General features: G+C 56.9%; 20 protein-coding genes. 13 read left to right on the top strand and 7 right to left on the bottom strand.

Translation table 11 applies throughout. The annotated features are described in order from the left end of the window. The first annotated feature begins 45 nt into the window (after positions 1-45). The 3 genes from ACR0JX_RS04210 to ACR0JX_RS04200 are packed head-to-tail and all read left to right on the top strand — an operon-like array spanning position 46 to position 1645. On the top strand, positions 46-903 hold the full coding sequence (locus ACR0JX_RS04210) for a hypothetical protein (RefSeq protein ID WP_480541643.1): 858 nt from the start codon (positions 46-48) through the stop codon (positions 901-903). After that, positions 903-1298, top strand: a complete 396-nt coding sequence (locus tag ACR0JX_RS04205; RefSeq protein ID WP_480541641.1) for a cell division protein ZapA — start codon at positions 903-905, stop codon at positions 1296-1298. Before ACR0JX_RS04210 ends, ACR0JX_RS04205 begins: the two co-directional genes overlap by 1 nt. Continuing rightward, positions 1295-1645, top strand: coding sequence for an MliC family protein (locus ACR0JX_RS04200; protein ID WP_480541639.1), 351 nt, complete (start codon positions 1295-1297; stop codon positions 1643-1645). The genes ACR0JX_RS04205 and ACR0JX_RS04200 overlap by 4 nt, the downstream gene beginning before the upstream one ends. A gap of 7 nt (positions 1646-1652) precedes the next feature. Here ACR0JX_RS04200 and grxD read toward each other — a convergent pair whose 3' ends face one another. From grxD to ACR0JX_RS04170, 6 genes are all read right to left on the bottom strand, one after another. Continuing rightward, entirely contained in the window at positions 1653-2015 is a 363-nt protein-coding gene (gene grxD / locus ACR0JX_RS04195) for a Grx4 family monothiol glutaredoxin (RefSeq protein WP_480469910.1), read from the bottom strand. Positions 2016-2290: 275 nt separating this feature from the next. After that, positions 2291-2452 carry a hypothetical protein gene (locus ACR0JX_RS04190; RefSeq protein WP_480541637.1) on the bottom strand — a complete coding sequence of 54 codons (162 nt, stop codon included), beginning with the start codon at positions 2450-2452 and terminating at the stop codon, positions 2291-2293. After that, positions 2449-2685, bottom strand: coding sequence for a BolA/IbaG family iron-sulfur metabolism protein (locus ACR0JX_RS04185; protein ID WP_170373612.1), 237 nt, complete (start codon positions 2683-2685; stop codon positions 2449-2451). Before ACR0JX_RS04185 ends, ACR0JX_RS04190 begins: the two co-directional genes overlap by 4 nt. 142 nt (positions 2686-2827) lie before the next feature. Beyond that, a complete protein-coding gene (purL, locus tag ACR0JX_RS04180) occupies positions 2828-4987 on the bottom strand; it encodes a phosphoribosylformylglycinamidine synthase subunit PurL (RefSeq protein ID WP_480541635.1) in 2160 nt (719 codons plus the stop codon). A 188-nt stretch (positions 4988-5175) separates the two neighbouring features. Beyond that, positions 5176-7626: a mechanosensitive ion channel family protein gene (locus ACR0JX_RS04175; RefSeq protein WP_480541633.1), complete on the bottom strand. Its 2451-nt coding sequence runs from the start codon at positions 7624-7626 to the stop codon at positions 5176-5178. Between the two features lie 96 nt (positions 7627-7722). Next, on the bottom strand, positions 7723-8631 hold the full coding sequence (locus tag ACR0JX_RS04170; RefSeq protein WP_170536933.1) for a LysR family transcriptional regulator: 909 nt from the start codon (positions 8629-8631) through the stop codon (positions 7723-7725). 169 nt (positions 8632-8800) lie between these two features. On the opposite strand from ACR0JX_RS04170, the gene ACR0JX_RS04165 reads away from it, so the two are divergent. From ACR0JX_RS04165 to ACR0JX_RS04120, 10 genes are all read left to right on the top strand, one after another. Beyond that, complete coding sequence (locus tag ACR0JX_RS04165) at positions 8801-12220, top strand: indolepyruvate ferredoxin oxidoreductase family protein (RefSeq protein WP_480541631.1); 3420 nt, start codon at positions 8801-8803, stop codon at positions 12218-12220. Positions 12221-12298: 78 nt separating this feature from the next. Next, positions 12299-13177: a lysophospholipid acyltransferase family protein gene (locus ACR0JX_RS04160; protein WP_170536929.1), complete on the top strand. Its 879-nt coding sequence runs from the start codon at positions 12299-12301 to the stop codon at positions 13175-13177. A gap of 8 nt (positions 13178-13185) precedes the next feature. Next, on the top strand, positions 13186-13995 hold the full coding sequence (locus tag ACR0JX_RS04155) for a glutamate racemase (protein WP_480541629.1): 810 nt from the start codon (positions 13186-13188) through the stop codon (positions 13993-13995). Positions 13996-14089: 94 nt separating this feature from the next. Beyond that, positions 14090-15118, top strand: coding sequence for an N-acetyl-gamma-glutamyl-phosphate reductase (gene argC / locus ACR0JX_RS04150; protein WP_480541627.1), 1029 nt, complete (start codon positions 14090-14092; stop codon positions 15116-15118). 7 nt (positions 15119-15125) lie between these two features. Further along, positions 15126-15572 carry a cytochrome c maturation protein CcmE gene (gene ccmE / locus ACR0JX_RS04145; protein ID WP_480498158.1) on the top strand — a complete coding sequence of 149 codons (447 nt, stop codon included), beginning with the start codon at positions 15126-15128 and terminating at the stop codon, positions 15570-15572. Between the two features lie 151 nt (positions 15573-15723). Next, positions 15724-16335: a holin-associated N-acetylmuramidase gene (locus tag ACR0JX_RS04140; protein ID WP_480541625.1), complete on the top strand. Its 612-nt coding sequence runs from the start codon at positions 15724-15726 to the stop codon at positions 16333-16335. Then, the gene (locus tag ACR0JX_RS04135) at positions 16326-16904 is read left to right on the top strand and encodes a holin family protein (protein WP_480541623.1); all 579 of its coding nucleotides are present in this window, start codon (positions 16326-16328) and stop codon (positions 16902-16904) included. Before ACR0JX_RS04140 ends, ACR0JX_RS04135 begins: the two co-directional genes overlap by 10 nt. A gap of 75 nt (positions 16905-16979) precedes the next feature. After that, a complete protein-coding gene (locus ACR0JX_RS04130) occupies positions 16980-18944 on the top strand; it encodes a heme lyase CcmF/NrfE family subunit (RefSeq protein WP_480541621.1) in 1965 nt (654 codons plus the stop codon). Continuing rightward, complete coding sequence (locus ACR0JX_RS04125; protein WP_170536916.1) at positions 18941-19396, top strand: cytochrome c-type biogenesis protein; 456 nt, start codon at positions 18941-18943, stop codon at positions 19394-19396. Before ACR0JX_RS04130 ends, ACR0JX_RS04125 begins: the two co-directional genes overlap by 4 nt. A 73-nt stretch (positions 19397-19469) precedes the next feature. Next, on the top strand, positions 19470-20246 hold the full coding sequence (locus ACR0JX_RS04120) for an enoyl-CoA hydratase-related protein (RefSeq protein ID WP_480541619.1): 777 nt from the start codon (positions 19470-19472) through the stop codon (positions 20244-20246). Positions 20247-20252: 6 nt separating this feature from the next. Here the strand turns inward: ACR0JX_RS04120 and bmt are convergent, their stop codons facing one another. Next, positions 20253-21266 (bottom strand): betaine--homocysteine S-methyltransferase, encoded by a 1014-nt coding sequence (gene bmt, locus ACR0JX_RS04115; RefSeq protein ID WP_480541617.1) that lies wholly within the window; start codon positions 21264-21266, stop codon positions 20253-20255. Positions 21267-21311: the final 45 nt, after the last annotated feature.

Here is a 21311-nt window from a genome sequence, read left to right as displayed (position 1 = left end):
ATCACCCTGTAACAGAACGAACCTTGATAAAGAGGTGACAGGGGCATGAGCCAAATCGAGGAATTACAGCATCGCATCATCGCCGCGATGGAGCGTATCGGCGCAGGTGTCGACGCCATGCAGCACGCGGCCCCCGGCGGAGAACCGGCCGATGATAGCCTGAAAACCGCGCTTGATGAGGAGCGCGTTGCCAATGCCCAGTTGCAGGAGCGGCTGAAGTCCCTGAAAGAACGGCATGATCAGGAAATGGACAATCTGCGCGCTGAGTTGGATCAGGCGCAGGCTTCGTCTGGTGACAACGCAGAGGTTGAGGGGCTGCGCGAACAGCTAGCGGAAGCATCGACCAAGCTTGCAAGCGTTGAGGCAGCCCGGTTGGAGCTGGCCGAGGCCAAAGAGGCGCTGGAGAATTCGGAAGAACTTGATGCATTGAAGACTGAGAATGCGCAGCTTCGATCCGAAATGGATATGCTTGCCGACTCAGCGCCGGTTCAAGCAGAATTGGATGAGCTGCGTGGGCTCGTAGAGCAATCCAAGCAGGTTGAGGCGGAAAACAGCCGGTTGCGGTCGGAACTTGCCGATAGCGAACGGCTGGAAGACCTGAGCGCCGAGCTTGATATGCTGCGTGCCGAACGCGCCAGCCATGGGGCGGCGATGTCGCGCCTGGACAGTGATTTGCAGCGGATGCGCAAGGCGAACGCGACGCTTCAAAGCGCGATTGATGAGCTGCGCGCAGCGGCAGAGCAGGGTCAGCCCGTTGCCGAACTGTTGGATCAGGTCACCGCCGCCGAATTGGAGGCTACTCGCGCGAAACAGGCCTCAGATGCATCCGAGGCGCATGCCATTCTGGCCCGACTTGAGCCCCTGCTCAGCAAAGCGGAATTGGCAGAAGGTGAGGTAGAATAATGCCCGAAGTGACCATTCATATCGGCGGACGTGGTTTCGAAGTATCTTGCCAGGACGGGGAAGAGGCGTTTCTGCACACCGCCGCCAAGATGCTGGATGACGAAGCACAGGTTCTGTCAGATCAGATTGGCCGGATGCCCGAGGCGCGGATGCTGCTTATGGCGGGCTTGATGCTGGCCGACAAAACCGCCGCGACGGATGACAAGGTCAAAGTTTTGGAAAGCAAACTGGCCGAGGTTGAGGCCGACTTGAATACACTGCGCGCAGCACCTGCGCCAGAACCGGAACGGGTTGAGGTGGCTGTGGTGCCCCCGTCGGTCACTGACACATTGGCTGAACTGGCCGCACGGGCCGAGGCTTTGGCATCCGTGATCGAGGAGAAGAAAACCCAATGACCATCATGCGTTCTTTGGCCTGTTCTGCGGTTCTAACACTGTCTGCGTCGCTTGCATCGGCAGAGATCGACATTCTGACCGTGAGTTTCACCTGTGAGAATGGCGTGCCGCTGCCGGTGACCTATTTTAACGCGGCGGACGGGTCAGGCGCGGCGGCGACGATTTTGGACAACACCCTTGTCTCGATGCGTCAGGTCGAAAGCGGATCGGGCATTCGGTATGAATCCGTGGACACCAACGGAACTTATATTCTGCGCTCAAAAGGGTGGGATGCCAGCGTAAGCTACGCGGCGGCATCAGGTGCCGCCGACGAGCAGGTCATCTATCAGAATTGCTCCAGCCGCTAAGGCCGGGTCAGGCGTTCGCTTCTCGGATTTTGTCTGCAGCGTCTTTGTTGTAGCCAACACCGTTTTCGTCAAACAGCGTGTCCAGCTCACCGGACAGGGTCATCTCGGTGATGATATCGCAGCCACCGACAAATTCGCCTTTGACATATAGCTGAGGAACAGTCGGCCAGTCGGAGTAATCTTTGATGCCCTGACGCACAGCCTCATCGGCCAGAACGTTCACATCAGCATACTCGACGCCCATATAGTTCAGCACACCTGCCACACGGGACGAGAAACCGCACTGAGGCATCTCCTTCGTGCCTTTCATATACAGCACAACGTCATTGGCTTTGACGGTTTCGTCGATCTGGGATTTCACGTCGGTCATTTCGCGTTTCCTTTGCTCTTCGGCATCATCGCTTTGGCGTAGTCTTGTGGGTCTTTGGGGACGCGGTACTGAGTGGAGTGTCCGCCTCCTGACCCGCCTGAGTCATAATTTGCATGAATGGTGCGATATCCGATTCCCGGAAGGGAACCTCGCTTCGATTTGGGCTCATTTTTGGAACGGCTCCATGCCAAAAGCGCTGTCATCGAGATAACGACAAAACCGCCCAATACGATGCCCAACCCAAGGTCCATCTCTGCCTTTAAACCACCAAGATTCTAGTCGCGTCCATTGATACGCTCCATTCGTTCATTTTCGGCCTGTACTTTGTTCACGAGGTCGATATCTGTCGCCTCCATACCAAGCGGGGGCTCGCCATCCTGTTTGGGAACGCGCCAGCGCACGATAGCAGCGAGCAGGTCCCAGAACGTCGTCTTCACTCAGGCACCTTGGTGGTCAGCGCTAGCGCATGCAGGTCGCCATCTGGGCCATCCATCTTGCCTTTTAGCGCAGCGTAGACGGCGCGCTGCTGTTGCACACGGTTTTTGCCCCGAAAACTTTCGTCCACGACCATGGCGGACATATGCACGCCATCGCTGCCGCCAACCTGAATTTCTGCATTCGGAAAGCTCTCGCGCAGCAGGGTTTCAATTTCGTGGGCGCTCATCGGCATGTAGGTTACTCCTGAAAGTCTTTCCCAAGATGTAGAGCGATGGGCGGGGGCGTGCAAGATGGCACGGATCGCCCAAGACGCTAAATCCTGCGCCACGAAAGCGCAGGAGTGCATTAGGCTGGTTCGCGTTGTTCGCGTGTGATCAGGCGACGGCCGCCTCAAAGCTGCTGCGGAATGTGTTCTGCAAGTCGGTTAAAGCTGCTTCAGAACCGCCGATCTTCACAGTGTCGCCAGCGAAGCGGCCAACCGAGACCAGCGGCACACCGGCCTGACCGGCCGCAATCATCAGAGCTTCGGCCTGATCAAAGTTGCAAGCCACCAGATAGCGGGCCTGATCTTCGCCAAACAGGAATTCGGTCGGGGCCTCATCGAGATGCACACCAACGCCAGCGGCCTCGGCCAGTTCGAACGCCGCCAGTGCGAGGCCACCATCACCCAGATCGGCGCAGGCTTTGATCATATCGCGGTTGGCGCGAATGAAGTCGCCATTGCGCTTTTCCGCATCCAAATCGACATGAGGCGCATCGCCATCTTCGCGGTTGAACACTTCGGCCAGCAGGGCAGATTGGCCCAGATGGCCTAGGGTTTCGCCAATCACCAGTGCCACATGGCCCTCACGAACCTCATTGCCGATGATTTCATCACTGTGGCTGAGCAAGCCAACAGCACCAATGGTTGGGGTAGGCAGGATCGCCTGTCCATCGGTCTCATTGTACAGCGAGACGTTCCCCGACACGATCGGCATATCCAGCGCGCCGACAGCGGCGCCGATGCCCTGAATGGCGCCGACGAACTGGCCCATGATCTCGGGCTTTTCGGGGTTGCCGAAATTCAGGTTGTCGGTGGTCGCTAGCGGAGTGGCACCCACCGCTGTCAGGTTGCGATAGGCTTCGGCCACCGCTTGTTTGCCGCCCTCAACCGGGTTTGCGCGTACATAGCGCGGGGTCACATCGCTGGTGAAGGCCAGAACCTTGTCGGTGCCGTGAACACGCACCATGCCTGCGCCCAGCCCGGGTGTGCGGGCGCTGTCGGCCATGACCATGGTGTCATATTGCTCATAGACCCATTGCTTGCCCGCATAGTTGGGTGAGGCGAGCAGAGCGCGCAGCCCGTCGATAGGGTCGATCTGAGGGACTTCGGCCAGTTCCTCAGCCTCGGGTGTCGCAACCCACGGACGGTCATATTCCGGCGCGGTTGAGGAAAGTTTCGACAGAACCAGATCAGCTTTGATCTCGCCATTATGCATAATCAGGAAGCGGTCTTCAGCGATGGTTTCTCCGACGATGGCGAAATCCAGATCCCATTTCTCGAACACAGCGCGGGCCTCGGCCTCTAGCTCGGGCTTCAGCACCATCAACATGCGTTCCTGAGATTCCGACAGCATCATCTCATAGGCGGTCATGTTCTCTTCGCGCTGGGGGACGTTTTCCAGATCAAGGCGCACGCCCAGACCACCTTTATCGCCCATCTCAACGGCGGAACAGGTCAGGCCTGCCGCGCCCATATCCTGGATCGAGATCACTGCGCCGGTCTGCATCAGCTCCAGGGTCGCTTCCATCAGGCGCTTTTCGGTGAAAGGGTCGCCGACCTGTACGGTAGGGCGTTTCTCTTCGATGGTGTCGTCGAATTCGGCCGAGGCCATGGTCGCACCGCCAACGCCATCGCGACCGGTTTTCGCGCCCAGATAGACGACGGGCATTCCGACGCCCGAGGCGGCCGAGTAGAAAATCTTGTCGCTGTCTGCCAAACCTGCGGCGAAGGCATTCACAAGGCAATTGCCGTTATACGCTGGGTGGAAACGGACCTCGCCACCGACGCAAGGCACCCCAAAGCAGTTGCCATAGCCGCCAATACCTTCAACCACGCCGTTGACCAACTGGCGGGTCTTGTGGTGGTCGGGCTCACCAAAGGACAGAGCGTTCATCGAAGCAATCGGACGGGCGCCCATGGTAAAGACGTCACGCAAAATGCCACCCACACCAGTCGCCGCGCCCTGATAGGGTTCGATATAGGACGGGTGGTTGTGGCTCTCCATTTTAAAGACCACCGCCTGACCGTCACCAATGTCAACCACACCAGCATTTTCGCCCGGTCCGCAGATGACCTGAGGGCCCTCGGTCGGAAGGGTGCGCAGCCATTTCTTGGAGGATTTGTAGGAGCAATGCTCGTTCCACATGGCAGAAAAGATGCCCAGCTCGGTGAAGGTCGGCTCACGCCCGATGATCTCTAGGATCATGTCGTATTCCTCGGGCTTAAGCCCGTGTGCGGCAATCAAATCCGGTGTGATGGCTGGCTCTTGCATCCTGTATCCGTCCCCGAGATGGCAATGTCTGGCGCCTTTTAGGGGAAGCAGCCGCCGGGGGGAAGAGGAAAGGCGGCTCTGTCAATTGAGACAGGGTTTTGAGTGTGTGTGCGATGTCTGCTGAAAAAAAGGGGGCCGCCTCATGGCGACCCTGAATTTGATCTTTGGATCACGGAATGATCTGCAGCTTATTTGGGCTGATCTTTCTGTTGCTGAGCCTGCTGAGCAACGGCTCCTGCCGCTGCGCCAATAGCAGTCTTTTGCTCGCCAGACAGGTCATCATTGTCATCCAGCCCGGGGATCGCAACGCGCACCTCGCGGCGGGCAAAGTCGATACCGTTTTCCTTGAACGACGCCTTGACCCGGTTGAAGATTTCCTTGCGCAGTGTGAACTGCTTGCCCGGTTTGGCCATGAATTTGCCGCGGATGATCATTCCTACATCGTCAAAATCGAACACACCTTGCGACTTGAATGGTTGCAGGAAACCATCCTTGTGGGTCTCGTCTTCCATCATCTCGGCACCGATCTTTTTGAAGATCTTTTTAACTTTGTTGGGATCGGTATCGAAGGGCACGGTGAATTTAAGTTTCATAATGACCCAGTCGCGGCTGTAATTGGTCAGCTTCTGTATCTCACCATAGGGAATAGTGTGTACCGGCCCGCGGTGGTGGCGCAGCTGCATCGAGCGGATCGAGATTTTCTCGACCGTACCCGTGGTGCCACCAACATCGACATACTCACCCACACGGAAAGCGTCATCGATCAGGAAGAAAATCCCGCCGACGATGTCGGAAACCAATTTCTGAGCGCCGAAACCGATGGCGAGACCCAGGATACCGGCACCAGCCAGAAGTGGCGTGATATCCAGCCCCAGAGCTCCTAGGGCCAGAAGCGCGAAGATAACCGCAATTGCAACCTGTGCCGTCACGCGCAGTAGTGGCAGAACGGTCGCCAAACGAGAGCCGCCAGCGCCACCACCTTCGCCAGCCTCTTCATCAGGGCTCTGCTCGGATGCTGTCATCTCTTTCGCCAAGCGGCGGTTGATCCATAGCGATACACCTTCGTTCAGAATGTAGCCTATTGAGATGATAAGGAAGAATTGGATGAGGCCGCTGCCCGATTCTCCTCTTCCGCCGGCGATTTCCTGAAGATCCAGATCCCAGGCATCTGCAATCATTAAGATCACGAAAATCCCGGCAAGCACGCGACCTATACGGATGTAGCTTCGTTTCGTGGACTTGTATGCTTGTAAGGCGATAGGACCGTCACCCAGCATCGGCGGCTGCAGATGCCGCACCAGGCCACGGATCAGCGTATCCAATGCTGGTGCGATCAGCAGCCAGAACATAGTCGTGAAATGAGCGCCATTTAACAGCAGCGTGAAGATTTTTGGGCTGTTCTTCGTCACCAGGAACTCAACCAGCAACCAGATACCGGCTGAGACGGCGATGACGAAGTATGGGTAGAAACGGGCCACTTCTTCATCGAACCGGGTGCGATCCGGGTCAGAGCCACGCATCATGTCTGTAAGACCATCACGGGCGCGCCAGGCAATAACACCGATATAGATATGAATGCCAGTGTTCAGCCAGAACCCAAGGCGTGCTTCGCCAGGCAACACACCGTTTAGCGCGTTGAATTCCAGGATGAACAGCATAAAGCCGATCAATAAGAACAGCCCGATCAAGTTGCGATGCAGGAATTTGGCCCAATGATCGTCGACATTGACCAACCGCAACGCGCTTTGTTTGGGCGCCAAAATGAACCGCGAAATCGCAGCTCCCAGTCTTGGAAACCAGATCAAATAGAATACGAACGGAGCGGCCTGTGCGATTTGTTGTTCATTCAACAACTGCCGACCGACGAATATGAGCGTATAGTAGAATACGAGCAACCCGAGGAATTCAAAGCAGAACCGTTTGAACAAAAAGACAACAGCGCCGCGTAAATTGGTCGAAGAGTCTCCGTCAACAACCCGGATGTAGCGTCGCGTCCAAAGGCCGACCAGTTTTTCGGCAGCATAGCCGATAGCGAGTGCAAGAAAAGTGAAGCCAAACAGTGTCAGCAGACCGCTTGCGCCGAAACTATTGCCAAAGTTAGTGAATGCCTCGGCCTGTTTGGTGAATAGGAGTGGCACTTTTCGGATCACCTGCGCCCAGGAAGCGGTCATCAAGCTGGCAGAGTCTGCCAGGCTCTGGATCAACCCCTTCTGAGCCTGAGCTGTTTCCGCTTGTTGAGCTGCGACAGCATCTAGCCGTTCAAGTAAGATGGCTCGTACTTGGTCATCTGACATGCGCGCAACAAGATCATCCACTTGTTCCGGTGTAAGATCTTCCGGAATTGACACGCTGGTCGACGTATCGCTCGTTGAAGTCCCGGTTACTTGCGCGTGAAGCGGGAGGCTGAGCAACACGATTGAGGCCAGCGCCAAAATAAGGCGAAGTGGATGGAGCATGAATTTTCCCTCGATCTCAAAAACTGGATCATTTTTTTTGTGATCATAAGGTGCATCAACCTGTTTTCCCAGACTTATTCGCGTGTTGAAGGGTGCAATTGCCAGAAAACCAAAAAAAAGGCCGAGCACTAAGCTCGGCCGTAGTCCAACAGGGAGGTATGAAGATGATGAGCGTTTCAGCATCACCGCCTTCGAGAGTTCATTTAGGTGGCAGTTTGTGAACGTTCAAGGAATAACAGCGTGTAGATTGGTCATGTCCGATATGCTGTCAGCGCATAACTAAAGTTTACCCATTCTTTTCATTTGCTTACGCTGTTCAATGATCTCATCTTGAACGAAATCACGGAAGGCTGCGACGCGTTTGGAATGACGCAATTCTTCCGGATATGCCAAATAGACGGGGACATCGGCAGTTTCGATATCGGACAGAACCGGCAGCAAATGCGGGAAGTCCTGGGTCACATAATCAGGTAAAACACCAATTCCCAGATTGTGCAAAACGCCCTGAAGCACGCCGAAGTAGTTGTTCACCGTCAAAAGTGACCCCGGATTGTAGGTCATCAGATGCCGCACCATCGAGGCACTTGCGCCCACCTGGGGGGCCGCAGGTGTTTGACAGATCAGCCGGTGATCCTTGATGTCCTCCAGTGCATTCAACATCCCGCCATGGGTTTCGATGTATTCCTGCGTTGCATACAGCATCATCTGAACCGTCATAAGGCGTTTCCGTACCAGATCAGCTTGGCTGGGCTCTTTCATGCGAATGGCCACGTCGGCCTCACGCATGGGCAAGTCCAGCACACGTTCTTCCAACATCAGGTCGATGTTCAGATCGGGATATTCCTCATAAAGCTTGGGTAGGCGCGGGGCGAGCCACAATGTGCCAAAGCCAAAGGTCGTGGTGACGCGTAAAACGCCAAAAACTTCTTCTTCGCTGTCACGGATACGGGCAGCTGCTGTATCAAGTCGTTTGGACATGGCCGAGGTGGCGTCAAACAGCAACTCACCCTGTTCGGTCAGGATCAAGCCGCGAGCATGGCGGTGAAAAAGGGTCGCGTCGAGTGATTCTTCCAAAGCGCGGATTTGGCGGCTCACGGCGGATTGAGACAAATTGAGCTTGTCGCCCGCATGGGTCAGGCTGCCTGCGTCCGCAACTGCGTGAAATATTCTAAGCTTGTCCCAATCCATCGCCGCAACTTTCGTTATCCTCGGGAAGACCTATATGAAATAGGTAACAAGTTCCACAAACAAACCACGAAATGCTTAGGTTTCAGTGGATAAACTCTATACAGGTCAGCAATTGTGACCTAATATGCGCGAAGATAAAGCACACTGATCTGACGAAGGGAGACGTCTGATGAGTCAGCCACAGATTTCGCTGAATGACCGGTTTGATCTTGAGAAATCACCTGTTCTTTTGAACGGGACGCAGGCGCTTGTGCGGCTGATGTTGATGCAGAAGGCACGCGACCAGCAAACGGGCTTAAATACAGCAGGTCTGGTGACCGGGTATCGTGGCTCGCCGCTCGGGGCGGTCGATCAGCAGATGATGCGCGCGCAAAAATACCTGACCCAGAGCGATGTGACTTTTCAATTCGGATTGAACGAGGATCTGGCCGCAACTGCGCTTTGGGGCAGTCAGCAGGCAGGTCTGCGTGGCGATGGCAAATACGATGGGGTTTTTGGCCTTTGGTACGGTAAGGGTCCGGGCGTTGATCGGTCCGGCGACGTGATGCGCCACGCGAATATGGCGGGCACAGCGCAGCATGGTGGCGTTCTGATGGCCATGGGTGATGACCACACGGGCGAAAGCTCGACCGTGTTGCACCAATCGGAATGGTCGCTGGTCGATATGTATATGCCGGTGGTCAGCCCGGCGGGCGTTCAGGAAATTCTGGACTACGGCATCTATGGCTTTGCGCTTAGCCGTTTTGCGGGTGTCTGGGTCGGGTTGAAGACCATGAAAGACACGATTGAGGTCACCTCGGTTGTGGATGGCAGGCCGGATCGGATGCAATTGGTCATGCCTGATTTTGACATGCCCGAGGGTGGGTTGAACATCCGGCTGGGCGATACACCGCATCTGCAAGAGGCGCGGGTCATTGATTACAAACGCTTTGCGGCTGAAATGTTCTGCAGGGCCAACAAGCTGGACAAACGGGTCTGGGGCAAACCCGGTGCCAAGGTCGGATTCGTTGCGGCAGGCAAAAACTGGCTGGACCTGACCCATGCGCTGTCGCTGTTGAATATCGATGAAGCAGAAGCAGAGCGTCTGGGCATCACAACCTACAAGGTCGGTCAAACCTTCCCGCTGGATATGACCAGTTTCCATGAATGGGCAGAGGGGCTGGACCTGATTGTGATCGTTGAAGAAAAACGAAAACTGATCGAGGTTCAGGTTAAAGAGGCCATCTTTGACGACCGTCGCGGTCGCCGGGTTTATGGCTGGTACAAAGGCGGTGCGGGCGCGCTGCATCGGGAAGAATTGTTCCCGACCCGCGATGCGCTTGATCCGATCATGATTGCCGAGAAGCTGGGCGAGATTTTGATCGAAGAAGGCCGCGACACAGACGGGGTGCGTGCCGGTCTATCAAAACTGTCCGAGGCGCGCCGAGCGGACAACGCACAAGAAATCGCAACACGTCTGCCGTATTTCTGTTCGGGCTGCCCGCATAATAGCTCGACCAAAGTACCTGAGGGCAGCCGGGCTTATGCCGGCATCGGTTGCCATTACATGGTGCAGTGGATGGATCGCGAGACGACTGGTTTCACCCAAATGGGGGGCGAGGGCGCGAACTGGATCGGTGAAGCACCGTTTTCGACCACCGAACACGTGTTTCAGAACCTGGGCGACGGAACGTATAACCATTCGGGCGTCCAGGCGATCCGGGCGGCGCTGTCGGCGGGGACCAACATGACGTTCAAGATCCTGTTCAACGACGCGGTCGCTATGACCGGTGGGCAGGGGAACGAAGGTGATTTGACCGCCGAGCGGATCGTGGCCGAGGTCAAGGCCATGGGCGTTCAGCATGTCGCACTTGTCTATGATGAAAAGGAAGACGTGAACCTGAACGCGTTGCCTGCGGGCGTGGAAAGCTTTGAACGCGCAGAGTTGATGAAGGTTCAAGACCGTTTCCGCGAGATCGAAGGTGTCTCCGTCATCGTCTATGTGCAGACCTGTGCTGCCGAGAAACGTCGCAGGCGGAAGCGCGGCGAGTTTCCGGACCCGGATAAACGCGTGTTCATTAACACCGATATCTGCGAGGGTTGCGGTGATTGCGGGGTGCAATCCAACTGCGTCTCGATCGTGCCGAAAGAGACCGAATTGGGCCGCAAACGTGCGATTGACCAATCCAGCTGTAACAAGGACTTCTCGTGTTTGAACGGGTTCTGCCCGTCTTTCGTCACGCTGGAAGGTGCGAAAATCCGGAAAGAAGCAACGAAGCAGCTTGATCTACCCGATCTGCCAATGCCGAAGCTGCCCGAAATCAACGGGACCCATAACGTCGTTATCACTGGCGTCGGAGGCACCGGGGTTGTCACGCTGGGGGCTATCCTGGCGCAGGCCGCGCAGATCGACGGCAAGGGGGCCGGCATGATGGAGATGGCCGGTCTTGCTCAGAAAGGCGGCGCGGTCCACATCCATTGCCGTTTGGCCAACACACCCGAAGATATCAGCGCCATTCGTGTGGCCACGGGCGAGGCGCATGCGCTGATTGGTGGTGATCTGGTTGTTTCTGCTGGGGCCAAGACGCTGGGCCTGACGCGGACGGATCAAACCGGCGCCGTGGTGAACAACCACGAAACGGTGACAGGCGATTTCACCCGCGATACCGAGTTCCGCATCCCCAGCGATCAATTGGAACTGGCGTTGCAGGCACGTCTGAAGGATGGGGTGAGCCTGTTTGACGCGACCGATCTGGCCAAAACCGTCATGGGGGATTCGATCTACTCAAATATGATGGTATTCGGGGCCGCTTGGCAGCGGGGCATCTTGCCGGTTAGTCATTCGGCAATCATGGCTGCGATCGAACTGAACGGCACAGCAGTCGAACGGAACAAACGCGCCTTTGATATCGGCCGTTGGGCGGTTCTGTTCCCAACTGACGTTCAATCCATCCTGTCACCGTCTGTTGCTGAGATGCCAAAGACTCTGGATCAGATGATCGATTTCAGGGCCCAGCACCTGACCGACTATCAATCGGCCCGTCTGGCCAAACGCTACCGCAGGCTGGTCGATGACATTCAGGATGAAACGGTGCGTGAAGCCGTGGCGAAAGGCTATCATAAGCTGTTGTCCTACAAGGATGAATATGAAGTTGCACGGTTGTTGCTGAGCAGTCGCGACAAGGCCATGGCAGAGTTTGACGGCGATTTCAAAATGACCTTCCACCTGGCGCCTCCGATCCTGGGCGGGGTGGATGGCAATGGCAGACCCCGCAAACGTGCCTTTGGCGAATGGATGATGGGGCCACTGAAATTGTTGGCCCGGATGAAAACGCTGCGCGGCACGCCGCTGGATATCTTTGGCTATACCGCTGAACGACGGATGGAGCGTGCGCTGATCAAGCAATATGAAAGTGACATGAAACAGGTTCTGCCTCTGCTATCGCAGGACACGCACGACGCCATTGCAGCCTTGGCGCATTTACCGCTGGAAATCCGAGGTTTCGGCCCTGTTTTGCTGGAAAATGAGGCCAAAGCTGCAAAACGACGCGAAGAATTGCTGGCAAGCATCCGCAGCGGAGGCCCCGAATTGCGCGCTGCGGCGGAATGAGGCGTCACAAATCTGTCACAAGAGCTAGGCAAAAGTGTCGCTTAATTTATAATGCAGGCGAAATACCGGAGATCTTAGATGCCCTCGCGCCGTCATGCTGTTCGTGACATTTCCTATGCCCATTCTGCCGAAACCAAGGGTGGCCGGATGGTCATAAAGCTTATGGAAAATACAACTGGTCGGATCCGCCTGATCAAACGTGCGGATGGGTACGAAAAAGACGTCGCCAGCGGGCGTGACTTCTGGGCCGTTATGGTTGAACGCTACGGTCTGACCTTGGATGTTGTTGGTGGGGCGTTGTCGAACATCCCCAAAGACGGTCCACTGATCCTGATTGCAAACCATCCCTATGGCATCCTAGACGGATTGATGATGGGGCACATGTTGTCCGAGATGCGTGGAGATTTTCGCATCCTAGCGCATCGGGTTTTCCGTAAGGCCGAAGAGCTGAACCGCATTATCCTGCCGATCTCATTCGATGAGACGAAAGAGGCGATGAAGCTGAACCTAGAAACCCGAAAAACCGCACTGAACTATCTGAGCGATGGCGGGGCGATTGGCATTTTCCCGGGCGGGACGGTAAGCACGGCAGTCAACCCGTTTGCCTATCCGATGGATCCGGGCTGGCGCGGGTTCACCGCGCGGATGGTGGCCAAATCAAATGCGACCGTGGTGCCGGTGTTCTTTGACGGCCACACCTCGCGCCTGTTCCAGATCGCCAGCCATTTACACAACACGTTGCGCATGGGGCTTTTGATCAAAGAGTTCAAGAAACGCGTCGATACCCCGGTAAAAGTGGTAATTGGCGAACCCATCGGGCGTGATGTTCTAGACCCGCTTGGCAAGGATACGCGCAAGATGATGGATTTCCTGCGCAAAGCCACGTATGAGCTGTCTCCGAAGCCGTTGAAGTCTTATGACTACGGCTATGAATTCGAGGAACGGCATCGCGCCTGAAGGGGCAAATGGCAGTAGGCATCTTTGATTCCGGTTTGGGCGGTCTGACCGTCTTGAACGCCGCGCAGAAACACCTGCCGGACGTTGATTTCCTGTATTATGCGGACAGTGCGCATGCGCCTTATGGCGTGCGCGATTCCGACGATATCTATGAGTTGACCCGTAAGGCGGTGCACGATCTGTGGGATCGCGGCTGCAATCTGGTGATTCTGGCCTGCAATACCGCAAGTGCGGCGGCGCTGCGGCGGATGCAGGAGGCCGGTGTGCCCGAGGGCAAGCGGGTTCTGGGCGTCTTTGTGCCCCTGATCGAGGCGTTGACAGAACGGCAATGGGGCGACAACTCACCCCCGCGGGAAGTGGCGGTTAAGCATGTGGCGCTGTTTGCCACACCTGCCACCGTCTCCAGTCGGGCCTTTCAGCGGGAACTGGCGTTCCGCGCGATTGGTGTCGATGTCGAAGCACAGGCCTGCGGCGGTGTGGTCGACGCCATCGAAGATGGCGATATGATCCTGGCCGAAGCGCTGGTGCGCAGCCACGTGGACGCTCTGAAACGGAAAATGCCAGAGCCTCAGGCCGCTATTCTGGGCTGTACACATTATCCGCTTATGGCCCAAACCTTTCAGGCGGCTTTGGGCCCGGAGGTACAGGTGTTCAGCCAGGGTGATCTGGTTGCCGAAAGCCTGGCGGACTATCTGCAGCGCCACCCCAATATGCTGGGCGAGGGCGGCGGCGGGTTCCTGACCACGGGTAAGCCCGGGTTTGTCAGCGACCGGGCCACGCAATTCCTCCGACGACAAATCACGTTCGAGGCGGCCTGACTTAGGTCAAGGCGCATCCTTTTCGAAATTCTGAATATAAAGACCGTCACATCGGCGGTCACATCTCGTGACACATGTAAAGAAGAGGTCTGATATGACCCATAAAATCGCAATTCTGGGCGCCTCGGGCTATACTGGCGCTGAACTGGTGCGGCTGATTGCCGAGCACCCGAATATGGACATCGTTGCCCTGGCCGCCGAGCGCAAAGCCGGGCTGTCTATGGCGCAGGTTTTTCCGCATCTGCGCCATATGGACCTGCCGGATCTGTGCAAAATCTCGGAAATCGATTTCTCGCAGATTGATCTGTGTTTCTGCGCCTTGCCACATAAGACCAGTCAGGAGGTGATCCGGGATCTGCCAAAAAACCTGAAGATCATCGACTTGTCTGCAGATTTCCGGCTGCAGGACCCGGATGAGTATGAGAAATGGTACGGTAACCCGCACAGTGCTTTGGAGCAGCAGGAAGAGGCTGTTTATGGTCTGACCGAGTTCTACCGGGACGACATCCGCACTGCGCGGCTGGTCGCTGGCACGGGTTGCAACGCGGCAACCGGGCAATATGTGCTGCGGCCGCTGATCAGCGCCGAAGTGATTGATCTGGACGATATCGTTCTGGACCTGAAATGCGCGGTGTCGGGGGCAGGGCGCTCGCTCAAGGAAAACCTATTGCATGCGGAGTTGAGCGAGGGTGCAAATGCCTATGCTATCGGAGGCACGCATCGGCATCTGGGGGAGTTCGATCAGGAGTTTTCCAGACTTGCTGGCCGGACCGTGCATATACAATTTACACCCCACCTGATCCCGGCCAACCGAGGTATTCTTGCGACCAGCTACGTAAAGGGCGATCCGCAAAGCGTCTATGAAACGCTTGTAAAGGCCTATGCGGACGAGCCCTTCATCGAAGTGCTGCCAATGGGCGAGGCCCCATCGACCCACCATGTGCGCGGTTCGAATTTCTGCCATATCGGCGTGGTGGCGGATCGGATCGAGCGGCGCGCGATCGTGGTAGCGGCACTGGATAACCTGACAAAAGGTAGCAGCGGTCAGGCCTTGCAGAACGCCAATCTGATGTTAGGTGAGGACGAAACCAAAGGCCTGATGATGGCCCCGCTTTTCCCGTGAGGACGGTATGAAATCGCTCAAGAAACGTCGTCGGATACAGGTTATTCTGGTCGCGGTGGTTGCTTTGGCGGCCTCAACGGCGTTGATTGGGTGGGCCTTGCAGGATGGGATCAATTTCTTCCGATCGCCAAGCGAAGTGATTGCCGAGCCGCCCGAGCCTACGGAAGTTTTCCGGATTGGTGGCCTGGTCGCGGAAGGCTCGATCCAGCGTGGACAGGGCGAGACTGTGCGTTTTGTTGTGACCGATGGCGGTGAAAGCGTGCCAGTGGCCTTTACCGGTGTATTGCCCGATCTGTTTTCGGAAAATCAGGGGATGGTTGGGACCGGGCGTTACGTGAATGGTGTGTTTGAAGCGACTGAAATCCTGGCCAAACATGACGAGACCTATATGCCGAAAGAGGTGATGGACGCGCTGAAAGAACAAGGCGTTTATCAAGAGCCCAGCGACAGCTGAACGCAGCGCTGCTGCGTGCCTCTGGCGGAGGTATTTGGGATCAGAAGAACAAGGGGCGTTGCGCGCGAAGGGCGGGCAGCGCCCTGTATCGTTTGAGGATATTAAGACTACTGACGGACCGTTTCACCTGACAGAGCATTCGAGGGACGACATGCAGACGGTTCGGGATATAGCGACAGAGATTGTGGCGCGCGAAGGTGGATTTGTGGATGATCCAGATGATCCCGGTGGTGCGACGAATTTTGGCGTGACCATTCACACCATGCGGCGGTTGGGACTTGATCTGACAGGTGACGGTCAGATTGACACGAGTGATGTGCGCGCGCTGAGCAAGCGGCAGGCGATTGACATTTTTGTGCGGCATTACTTTGAAAAACCTCGGATTTCAGCGTTGCCCGTGGTGCTGCACGCGTCGGTTTTTGACATGTATGTCAATGCGGGCAGTCAGGCCGTGAAAATCCTGCAGCGTTTGCTGCGCGAGATGGGGTTTGACGTCTCAGTGGACGGCGTGATCGGGCCGCAGACCACTCGCGCCTGCGCGCAGGCGGCCCTGCCGGGGGAGGTAGCCTTGCGCGATGCATATGGGGTGGCGCGACGGAACTACTATTTTCGCTTGGCCGATCGCAGGCCTGCCTCGCGCAAATATGCGCGTAGCCGTGCGGGAGGCAAAGGGGGGTGGATCAAACGCGCCGAGGAGTTCCTTTCTTCGAAGTACCACCTGAGCGACGCGCAGTTTCAGGAAAGGGTCGCGACATGGGGCTGATATCGGGCATTCTGGGTTTTCTGTTTGGTGGCGGGCGCAATGTTGTGCGTGAAACGGCAGAGGTTTTTCGGGAAAACGCCGAAGAGGGTGCGCAGCGGGCATTGACGGTTCAAAGCCTGGCGATGGCGCAGTTCGGGACCGAGTTTCAGGGGCCGCGTAAGGGCGGTTTTGACCGATTCATGGATGGTTTGAACCGTTTACCCCGCCCGGCGCTGGCTTTGGGGACATTGGGTTTGTTTGTGGCCGCAATGATCGATCCCTTGTGGTTTGCCGCCCGTATGCAGGGCATTGCGCTGGTGCCGGAACCGCTATGGTGGCTTTTGGGTGTAATCGTTTCGTTCTATTTCGGCGCGCGCCATCAGGCCAAGGCGCAGGAGCTGCAGCGTGAGATTTCGGATACGATGATGCGTGCACCCAAGGTGCTGGCCAATTTGCGCAGCCTGGCTCAGATGCGCAGTGACAGCCCTGGCATTGCTGATCCGGGCCCGGATGCGGGTTTGCAGATTGAGGTCGCACAAGCGGATGACAATCCGGCCTTGACCGAATGGAAACGGCTGAGGCACACCTGAGCCGCGACACTATGTTCGGAAGAATTTGGCGAAAGTTATTGGCGCACCATGTAGCTGGGCGGTATATCCTGAGGCATGATTACAGAGCTTGGTCACTTCGCCCTCATCCTCGCATTTATGATTGCCATCGTTCAAAGCGTGGTCCCTCTGATCGGGGCCACGAAACGCTGGACCGGATGGATGGTCTTTGCCGAACCTGCGGCGATCTCCCAATTTTTGCTGACGGCGTTTTCCTTTGGGGCGCTGGTCTGGGCATTTACGACTTCGGACTTCTCGCTTCGGATCGTGGTGGAAAACAGTCATTCGGCGAAACCGATGATCTACAAGATCAGCGGAACCTGGGGCAACCACGAAGGATCGATGCTGTTGTGGGTTCTGATCGTGACCTTGTTCGGGGCCATGGCAGCGCTGTTTGGCGGCGGGCTGCCACCTACCTTGAAGGCGCGTGTTCTGGCGGTTCAATCGGCCGTCGCCGTAGCGTTTTTTGCGTTTATTCTGTTTACATCGAACCCATTTGATCGGCTGGCAATTGCGCCATTTGATGGGCGTGATCTAAACCCGCTGTTGCAGGACCCCGGCTTGGCGTTTCACCCGCCGTTTCTGTATCTGGGATATGTGGGCCTGAGCATGTCGTTCAGTTTTGCCGTTGCCGCACTGATCGAAGGTCGGGTTGATGCGGCCTGGGGTCGGTGGGTGCGGCCCTGGACACTGGCGGCCTGGGTGTTTCTGACGATTGGTATCGCACTTGGGTCCTGGTGGGCCTATTACGAGCTTGGTTGGGGCGGGTTTTGGTTCTGGGACCCGGTTGAAAACGCCTCGTTCATGCCCTGGTTGCTGGCGGCAGCATTGTTGCATTCGGCCATCGTTGTTGAAAAACGTGAGGCGTTGAAAAGCTGGACCATTCTTCTGGCGATCATCGCCTTCGGATTTTCGCTGATCGGAACATTCATTGTCCGCTCGGGGCTTCTGACATCGGTCCACGCCTTTGCCACCGACCCGGAACGGGGTGTGTTCATTCTGATGATTCTGGTCTTTTTCACCGGCGGTGCGCTAACCCTGTTCGCGGCACGCGCCCAGACGATGGAGGCCAAGGGTGTGTTTGGCGTCGTCAGCCGCGAAAGCGCGCTGGTCGTGAATAATGTCCTGCTGGCGGTAAGTTGTTTCGTGGTCTTCGTGGGAACGATGTGGCCAATGGTGGCCGAGATGATGTTTGACCGGACGCTCTCGGTCGGGCCACCGTTTTTCAACTTTGCCTTCACGCCCTTCATGGTGCTGCTGGGGCTAGTTCTGCCAATCGGTGCATTGCTACCGTGGAAGCGCGGCAGACTTGGTAAAACCGCCTGGTCTTTGCGCTATGCGTTTCTGCTGGCGCTGGCTGTGGCGCTTTTGGTGTGGGCCATGCAGACGGGGCGCAGTGCGCTGGGGCCTGTGGGGCTGTTTCTTGGGGTCTGGATCACCTGCGGCGCAATCATCGATCTTTGGAGCAGAACGGGCCGTAAGGGTAGCCTCAGGCGCTTGTTCCGACTGCCCGGTGCGGATTGGGGCAAGGCGATTGCCCATACCGGTTTGGGTGTCACGATCTTTGCGATTGCTGGCCTGACCGCGTGGGAGGTTGAAGACATCCGTGTTGCCCAGCCCAACGCACCTTTTGAAGTTGGACAGTTCACCCTGACGCTGGAAGATGTGCGGCGTTTTCAGGGGCCGAACTATTTCTCGACCATGGCCGATATCTCGGTCGAGACAAACGGTCGGTCCTTGGGAATGCTTCATCCTGAAAAGCGGGATTATCCCGTTGCACGTATGCCCACGACCGAAGCTGCGATTGACTATCGCATTTGGCGAGACCTCTATGTGGTGATCGGGGACCAACAGGCCGATGGGGGTTGGGTCGTGCGGACCTATATCAAACCTTTCGCCAACTGGATTTGGGCGGGATGTATCCTGATGGCCTTGGGTGGCGTTTTCAGCCTGTGCGATCGCCGTTTCCGGGTGGCTGCTGGCGCACGCAAAACGCCTGCGTCAGGGGTGCCTGCGGAATGAAACGCCTGATCCTGATCCTAATGCTGTGGGTTGCCCCGGCATATGCTGTGCAGCCTGATGAAGTTCTGGATGATCCGGTGCTTGAGCAGCGGGCCCGTGATCTGAGCGCCGAATTGCGGTGTCTGGTCTGCCGGAACGAAAGCATTGATGAAAGCAACGCGGATCTGGCTCGCGATCTGCGCCTTTTGGTCCGCGAGCGTCTGGTTGCCGGGGATAGTGACGAAGAAGCGATGGCCTTTATCGTCGACCGATATGGTGAATATGTGCTTCTCCGGCCCCAGATTTCAGGCGCCAACCTAATGCTGTGGCTTGCAGGGCCGTTCATGTTGTTGGCTGCAGCGGGCATGGGATGGGCGTTTGTCCGCAACCGGTCAAGGGCTCAAGCAGTTGAGGCTGATGATACGCTCAGCGATGAAGAAAAAGAACGGCTGCGCAAGATTCTCGACGGCTGACGTTCGGTTCCACTTTCCCTTGCTGTTCGAATAGGTCAGGGTTCGCAAAACCTGGCGCGAGGGGAGGCTTTATATGAACTACGAAACGATCCTGTTGGATATCACTGACGGCCTGGCCGTTCTGACGTTCAACCGCCCGGACAAAATGAACGCACTGACCACTCAGATGCGGGCAGAGATCACCCATGCGATGAAAGAGGCCGCTCGCAATGCGCGCTGCGTGGTGCTGACCGGGGCTGGACCGGCATTTTGCTCGGGCCAGGATCTTGGCGATGCCTCATCAACCGGAAAAATCGACCTGGAACGATCCTTGCGCGACGAATATGAGCCGATGCTCGAAGCGATCCACGATTGCCCGGTGCCAACCATTGCAGCGGTAAACGGCGCGGCTGCGGGGGCAGGGGCGAACCTTGCCTTATGCGCCGATGTGGTGATTGCAAGTGAAAGCGCATACTTCCTGCAGGCCTTTGCCCGGATCGGCCTGTTGCCTGATGCTGGTGGCACCTGGTTCATGCCGCGCCAGATGGGTTTGGCCAAGGCCATGGGCGCAGCGCTTTTTGCCGAAAAGATCAGTGCCCGTCAGGCCGATGACTGGGGCCTGATCTGGGAAGCGGTCGCCGATGACGATTTCGCCGCGCATTGGCGCAAGCGCGCCGAGTATTTGGCGAATGGCCCAACAGCTGGCTTCGCGGCCATAAAAACGGCCCTGCGCGGTACATATGAAAACACGCTGACCCAGCAGCTCAAGACCGAGGCGAGCCTGCAGGGAGACTGCGGGCGCTCGCGTGACTTTGCCGAAGGTGTCGTGGCCTTTCTGGAGAAGCGCCCCGCCAAGTTCGAGGGGCGCTGAGCGCAATCAGGCCCGGCGGCGCCGACGCGTGCGCCGTTCCGGGGCTGCTTCGTCTCCAGTACCGTCCGAGGCCGACGAAAATGGCCCCAAAGCATCGGTGATCTGATCCAGCGTCGGGCGTTCGGCCCGTGGGGTCGTATCCAACGCCTCGCGCATTTTCTCTACATGGGCGGGCATTGTGCCACAGCAACCGCCGATGATCTTCGCGCCCGCATCCCGCGCCATGACGGCATATTGGGCCATCAGATCAGGCGTTCCGTCATACTTGATGCTGCCATCTACATATTTTGGGATGCCTGCATTCCCTTTGGACACCAGCGGGCGCTGAGTGCCTTGCGCGACAAATCCTAGAACGGTGCGCATGATATCCGAAGAGCCGGTGCCGCAATTGGCACCAAAGGCCAGTGGCGGGTTCTCGAAAGTTTCAACCAACTGCGCCAGATCGGCGGAGGTTACGCCCATCATCGTGCGACCTGCAGTATCAAAGCTCATGGTGCCGCACCATGGCATATCGGCCAGAGCAAACGCTTCGGCCGCCGCGCGGAATTCTTCGGGGGCGCTTATGGTTTCGACCCACAAGACGTCTGCGCCGCCTTCTTTCAAAGCGGCGGCCTGTTCGTGAAACATCTCGACCGCATCGCTATGCGAGAGGCTGCCGACTGGTTCCATGATCTCGCCCGTTGGTCCGACAGAACCAGCAACAATAACGGTGCGCCCGGACGCATCGGCGACTTCGCGGCCAAGCTCTGCCCCGATCCGGTTCAGCTCGGTCACGCGGTTCTGCGCATCGTGCAGTTTCAAACGCGCCGCTGTTCCGCCGAAGGTGTTGGTCAGGAACAGATCACTGCCAGCATCGACCCAGCCCTGATACAAAGCCTTGATTTTTTCAGGCGAATCCACGTTCCACAGCTCGGGCGCGTCACCCGATTGCAGACCCATATTGAATAGGTTGGTCCCCGTTGCACCATCGGCCAGAATTATGTCGGCGGTGTTTAGAAGGTCGGTGAGCGCATTTGTCATGAGAAAAGCCCGAAAATTGGCGCAAAGCGCCATTATGAATAACAG

The sequence above is a fragment of the Ruegeria sp. AH7 genome, from assembly GCF_056541325.1.
The sequence above is the reverse complement of the archived record's forward strand: the minus strand, read 5'-3'. Positions and strand labels throughout refer to the sequence as shown.

Coding starts and splice junctions, on each gene's coding strand:
- argC (WP_480541627.1), top strand. CDS start 14,090: ATGACCCATAAAATCGCAATTCTGGGCGCCTCGGGCTATACTGGCGCT.
- ACR0JX_RS04155 (WP_480541629.1), top strand. CDS start 13,186: ATGGCAGTAGGCATCTTTGATTCCGGTTTGGGCGGTCTGACCGTCTTG.
- ccmE (WP_480498158.1), top strand. CDS start 15,126: ATGAAATCGCTCAAGAAACGTCGTCGGATACAGGTTATTCTGGTCGCG.
- ACR0JX_RS04135 (WP_480541623.1), top strand. CDS start 16,326: ATGGGGCTGATATCGGGCATTCTGGGTTTTCTGTTTGGTGGCGGGCGC.
- purL (WP_480541635.1), bottom strand. CDS start 4,987: ATGCAAGAGCCAGCCATCACACCGGATTTGATTGCCGCACACGGGCTT.
- ACR0JX_RS04130 (WP_480541621.1), top strand. CDS start 16,980: ATGATTACAGAGCTTGGTCACTTCGCCCTCATCCTCGCATTTATGATT.
- ACR0JX_RS04205 (WP_480541641.1), top strand. CDS start 903: ATGCCCGAAGTGACCATTCATATCGGCGGACGTGGTTTCGAAGTATCT.
- grxD (WP_480469910.1), bottom strand. CDS start 2,015: ATGACCGACGTGAAATCCCAGATCGACGAAACCGTCAAAGCCAATGAC.
- ACR0JX_RS04210 (WP_480541643.1), top strand. CDS start 46: ATGAGCCAAATCGAGGAATTACAGCATCGCATCATCGCCGCGATGGAG.
- ACR0JX_RS04160 (WP_170536929.1), top strand. CDS start 12,299: ATGCCCTCGCGCCGTCATGCTGTTCGTGACATTTCCTATGCCCATTCT.
- ACR0JX_RS04120 (WP_480541619.1), top strand. CDS start 19,470: ATGAACTACGAAACGATCCTGTTGGATATCACTGACGGCCTGGCCGTT.
- ACR0JX_RS04170 (WP_170536933.1), bottom strand. CDS start 8,631: ATGGATTGGGACAAGCTTAGAATATTTCACGCAGTTGCGGACGCAGGC.
- ACR0JX_RS04175 (WP_480541633.1), bottom strand. CDS start 7,626: ATGCTGAAACGCTCATCATCTTCATACCTCCCTGTTGGACTACGGCCG.
- ACR0JX_RS04200 (WP_480541639.1), top strand. CDS start 1,295: ATGACCATCATGCGTTCTTTGGCCTGTTCTGCGGTTCTAACACTGTCT.
- ACR0JX_RS04165 (WP_480541631.1), top strand. CDS start 8,801: ATGAGTCAGCCACAGATTTCGCTGAATGACCGGTTTGATCTTGAGAAA.
- ACR0JX_RS04185 (WP_170373612.1), bottom strand. CDS start 2,685: ATGCCGATGAGCGCCCACGAAATTGAAACCCTGCTGCGCGAGAGCTTT.
- ACR0JX_RS04125 (WP_170536916.1), top strand. CDS start 18,941: ATGAAACGCCTGATCCTGATCCTAATGCTGTGGGTTGCCCCGGCATAT.
- ACR0JX_RS04140 (WP_480541625.1), top strand. CDS start 15,724: ATGCAGACGGTTCGGGATATAGCGACAGAGATTGTGGCGCGCGAAGGT.
- bmt (WP_480541617.1), bottom strand. CDS start 21,266: ATGACAAATGCGCTCACCGACCTTCTAAACACCGCCGACATAATTCTG.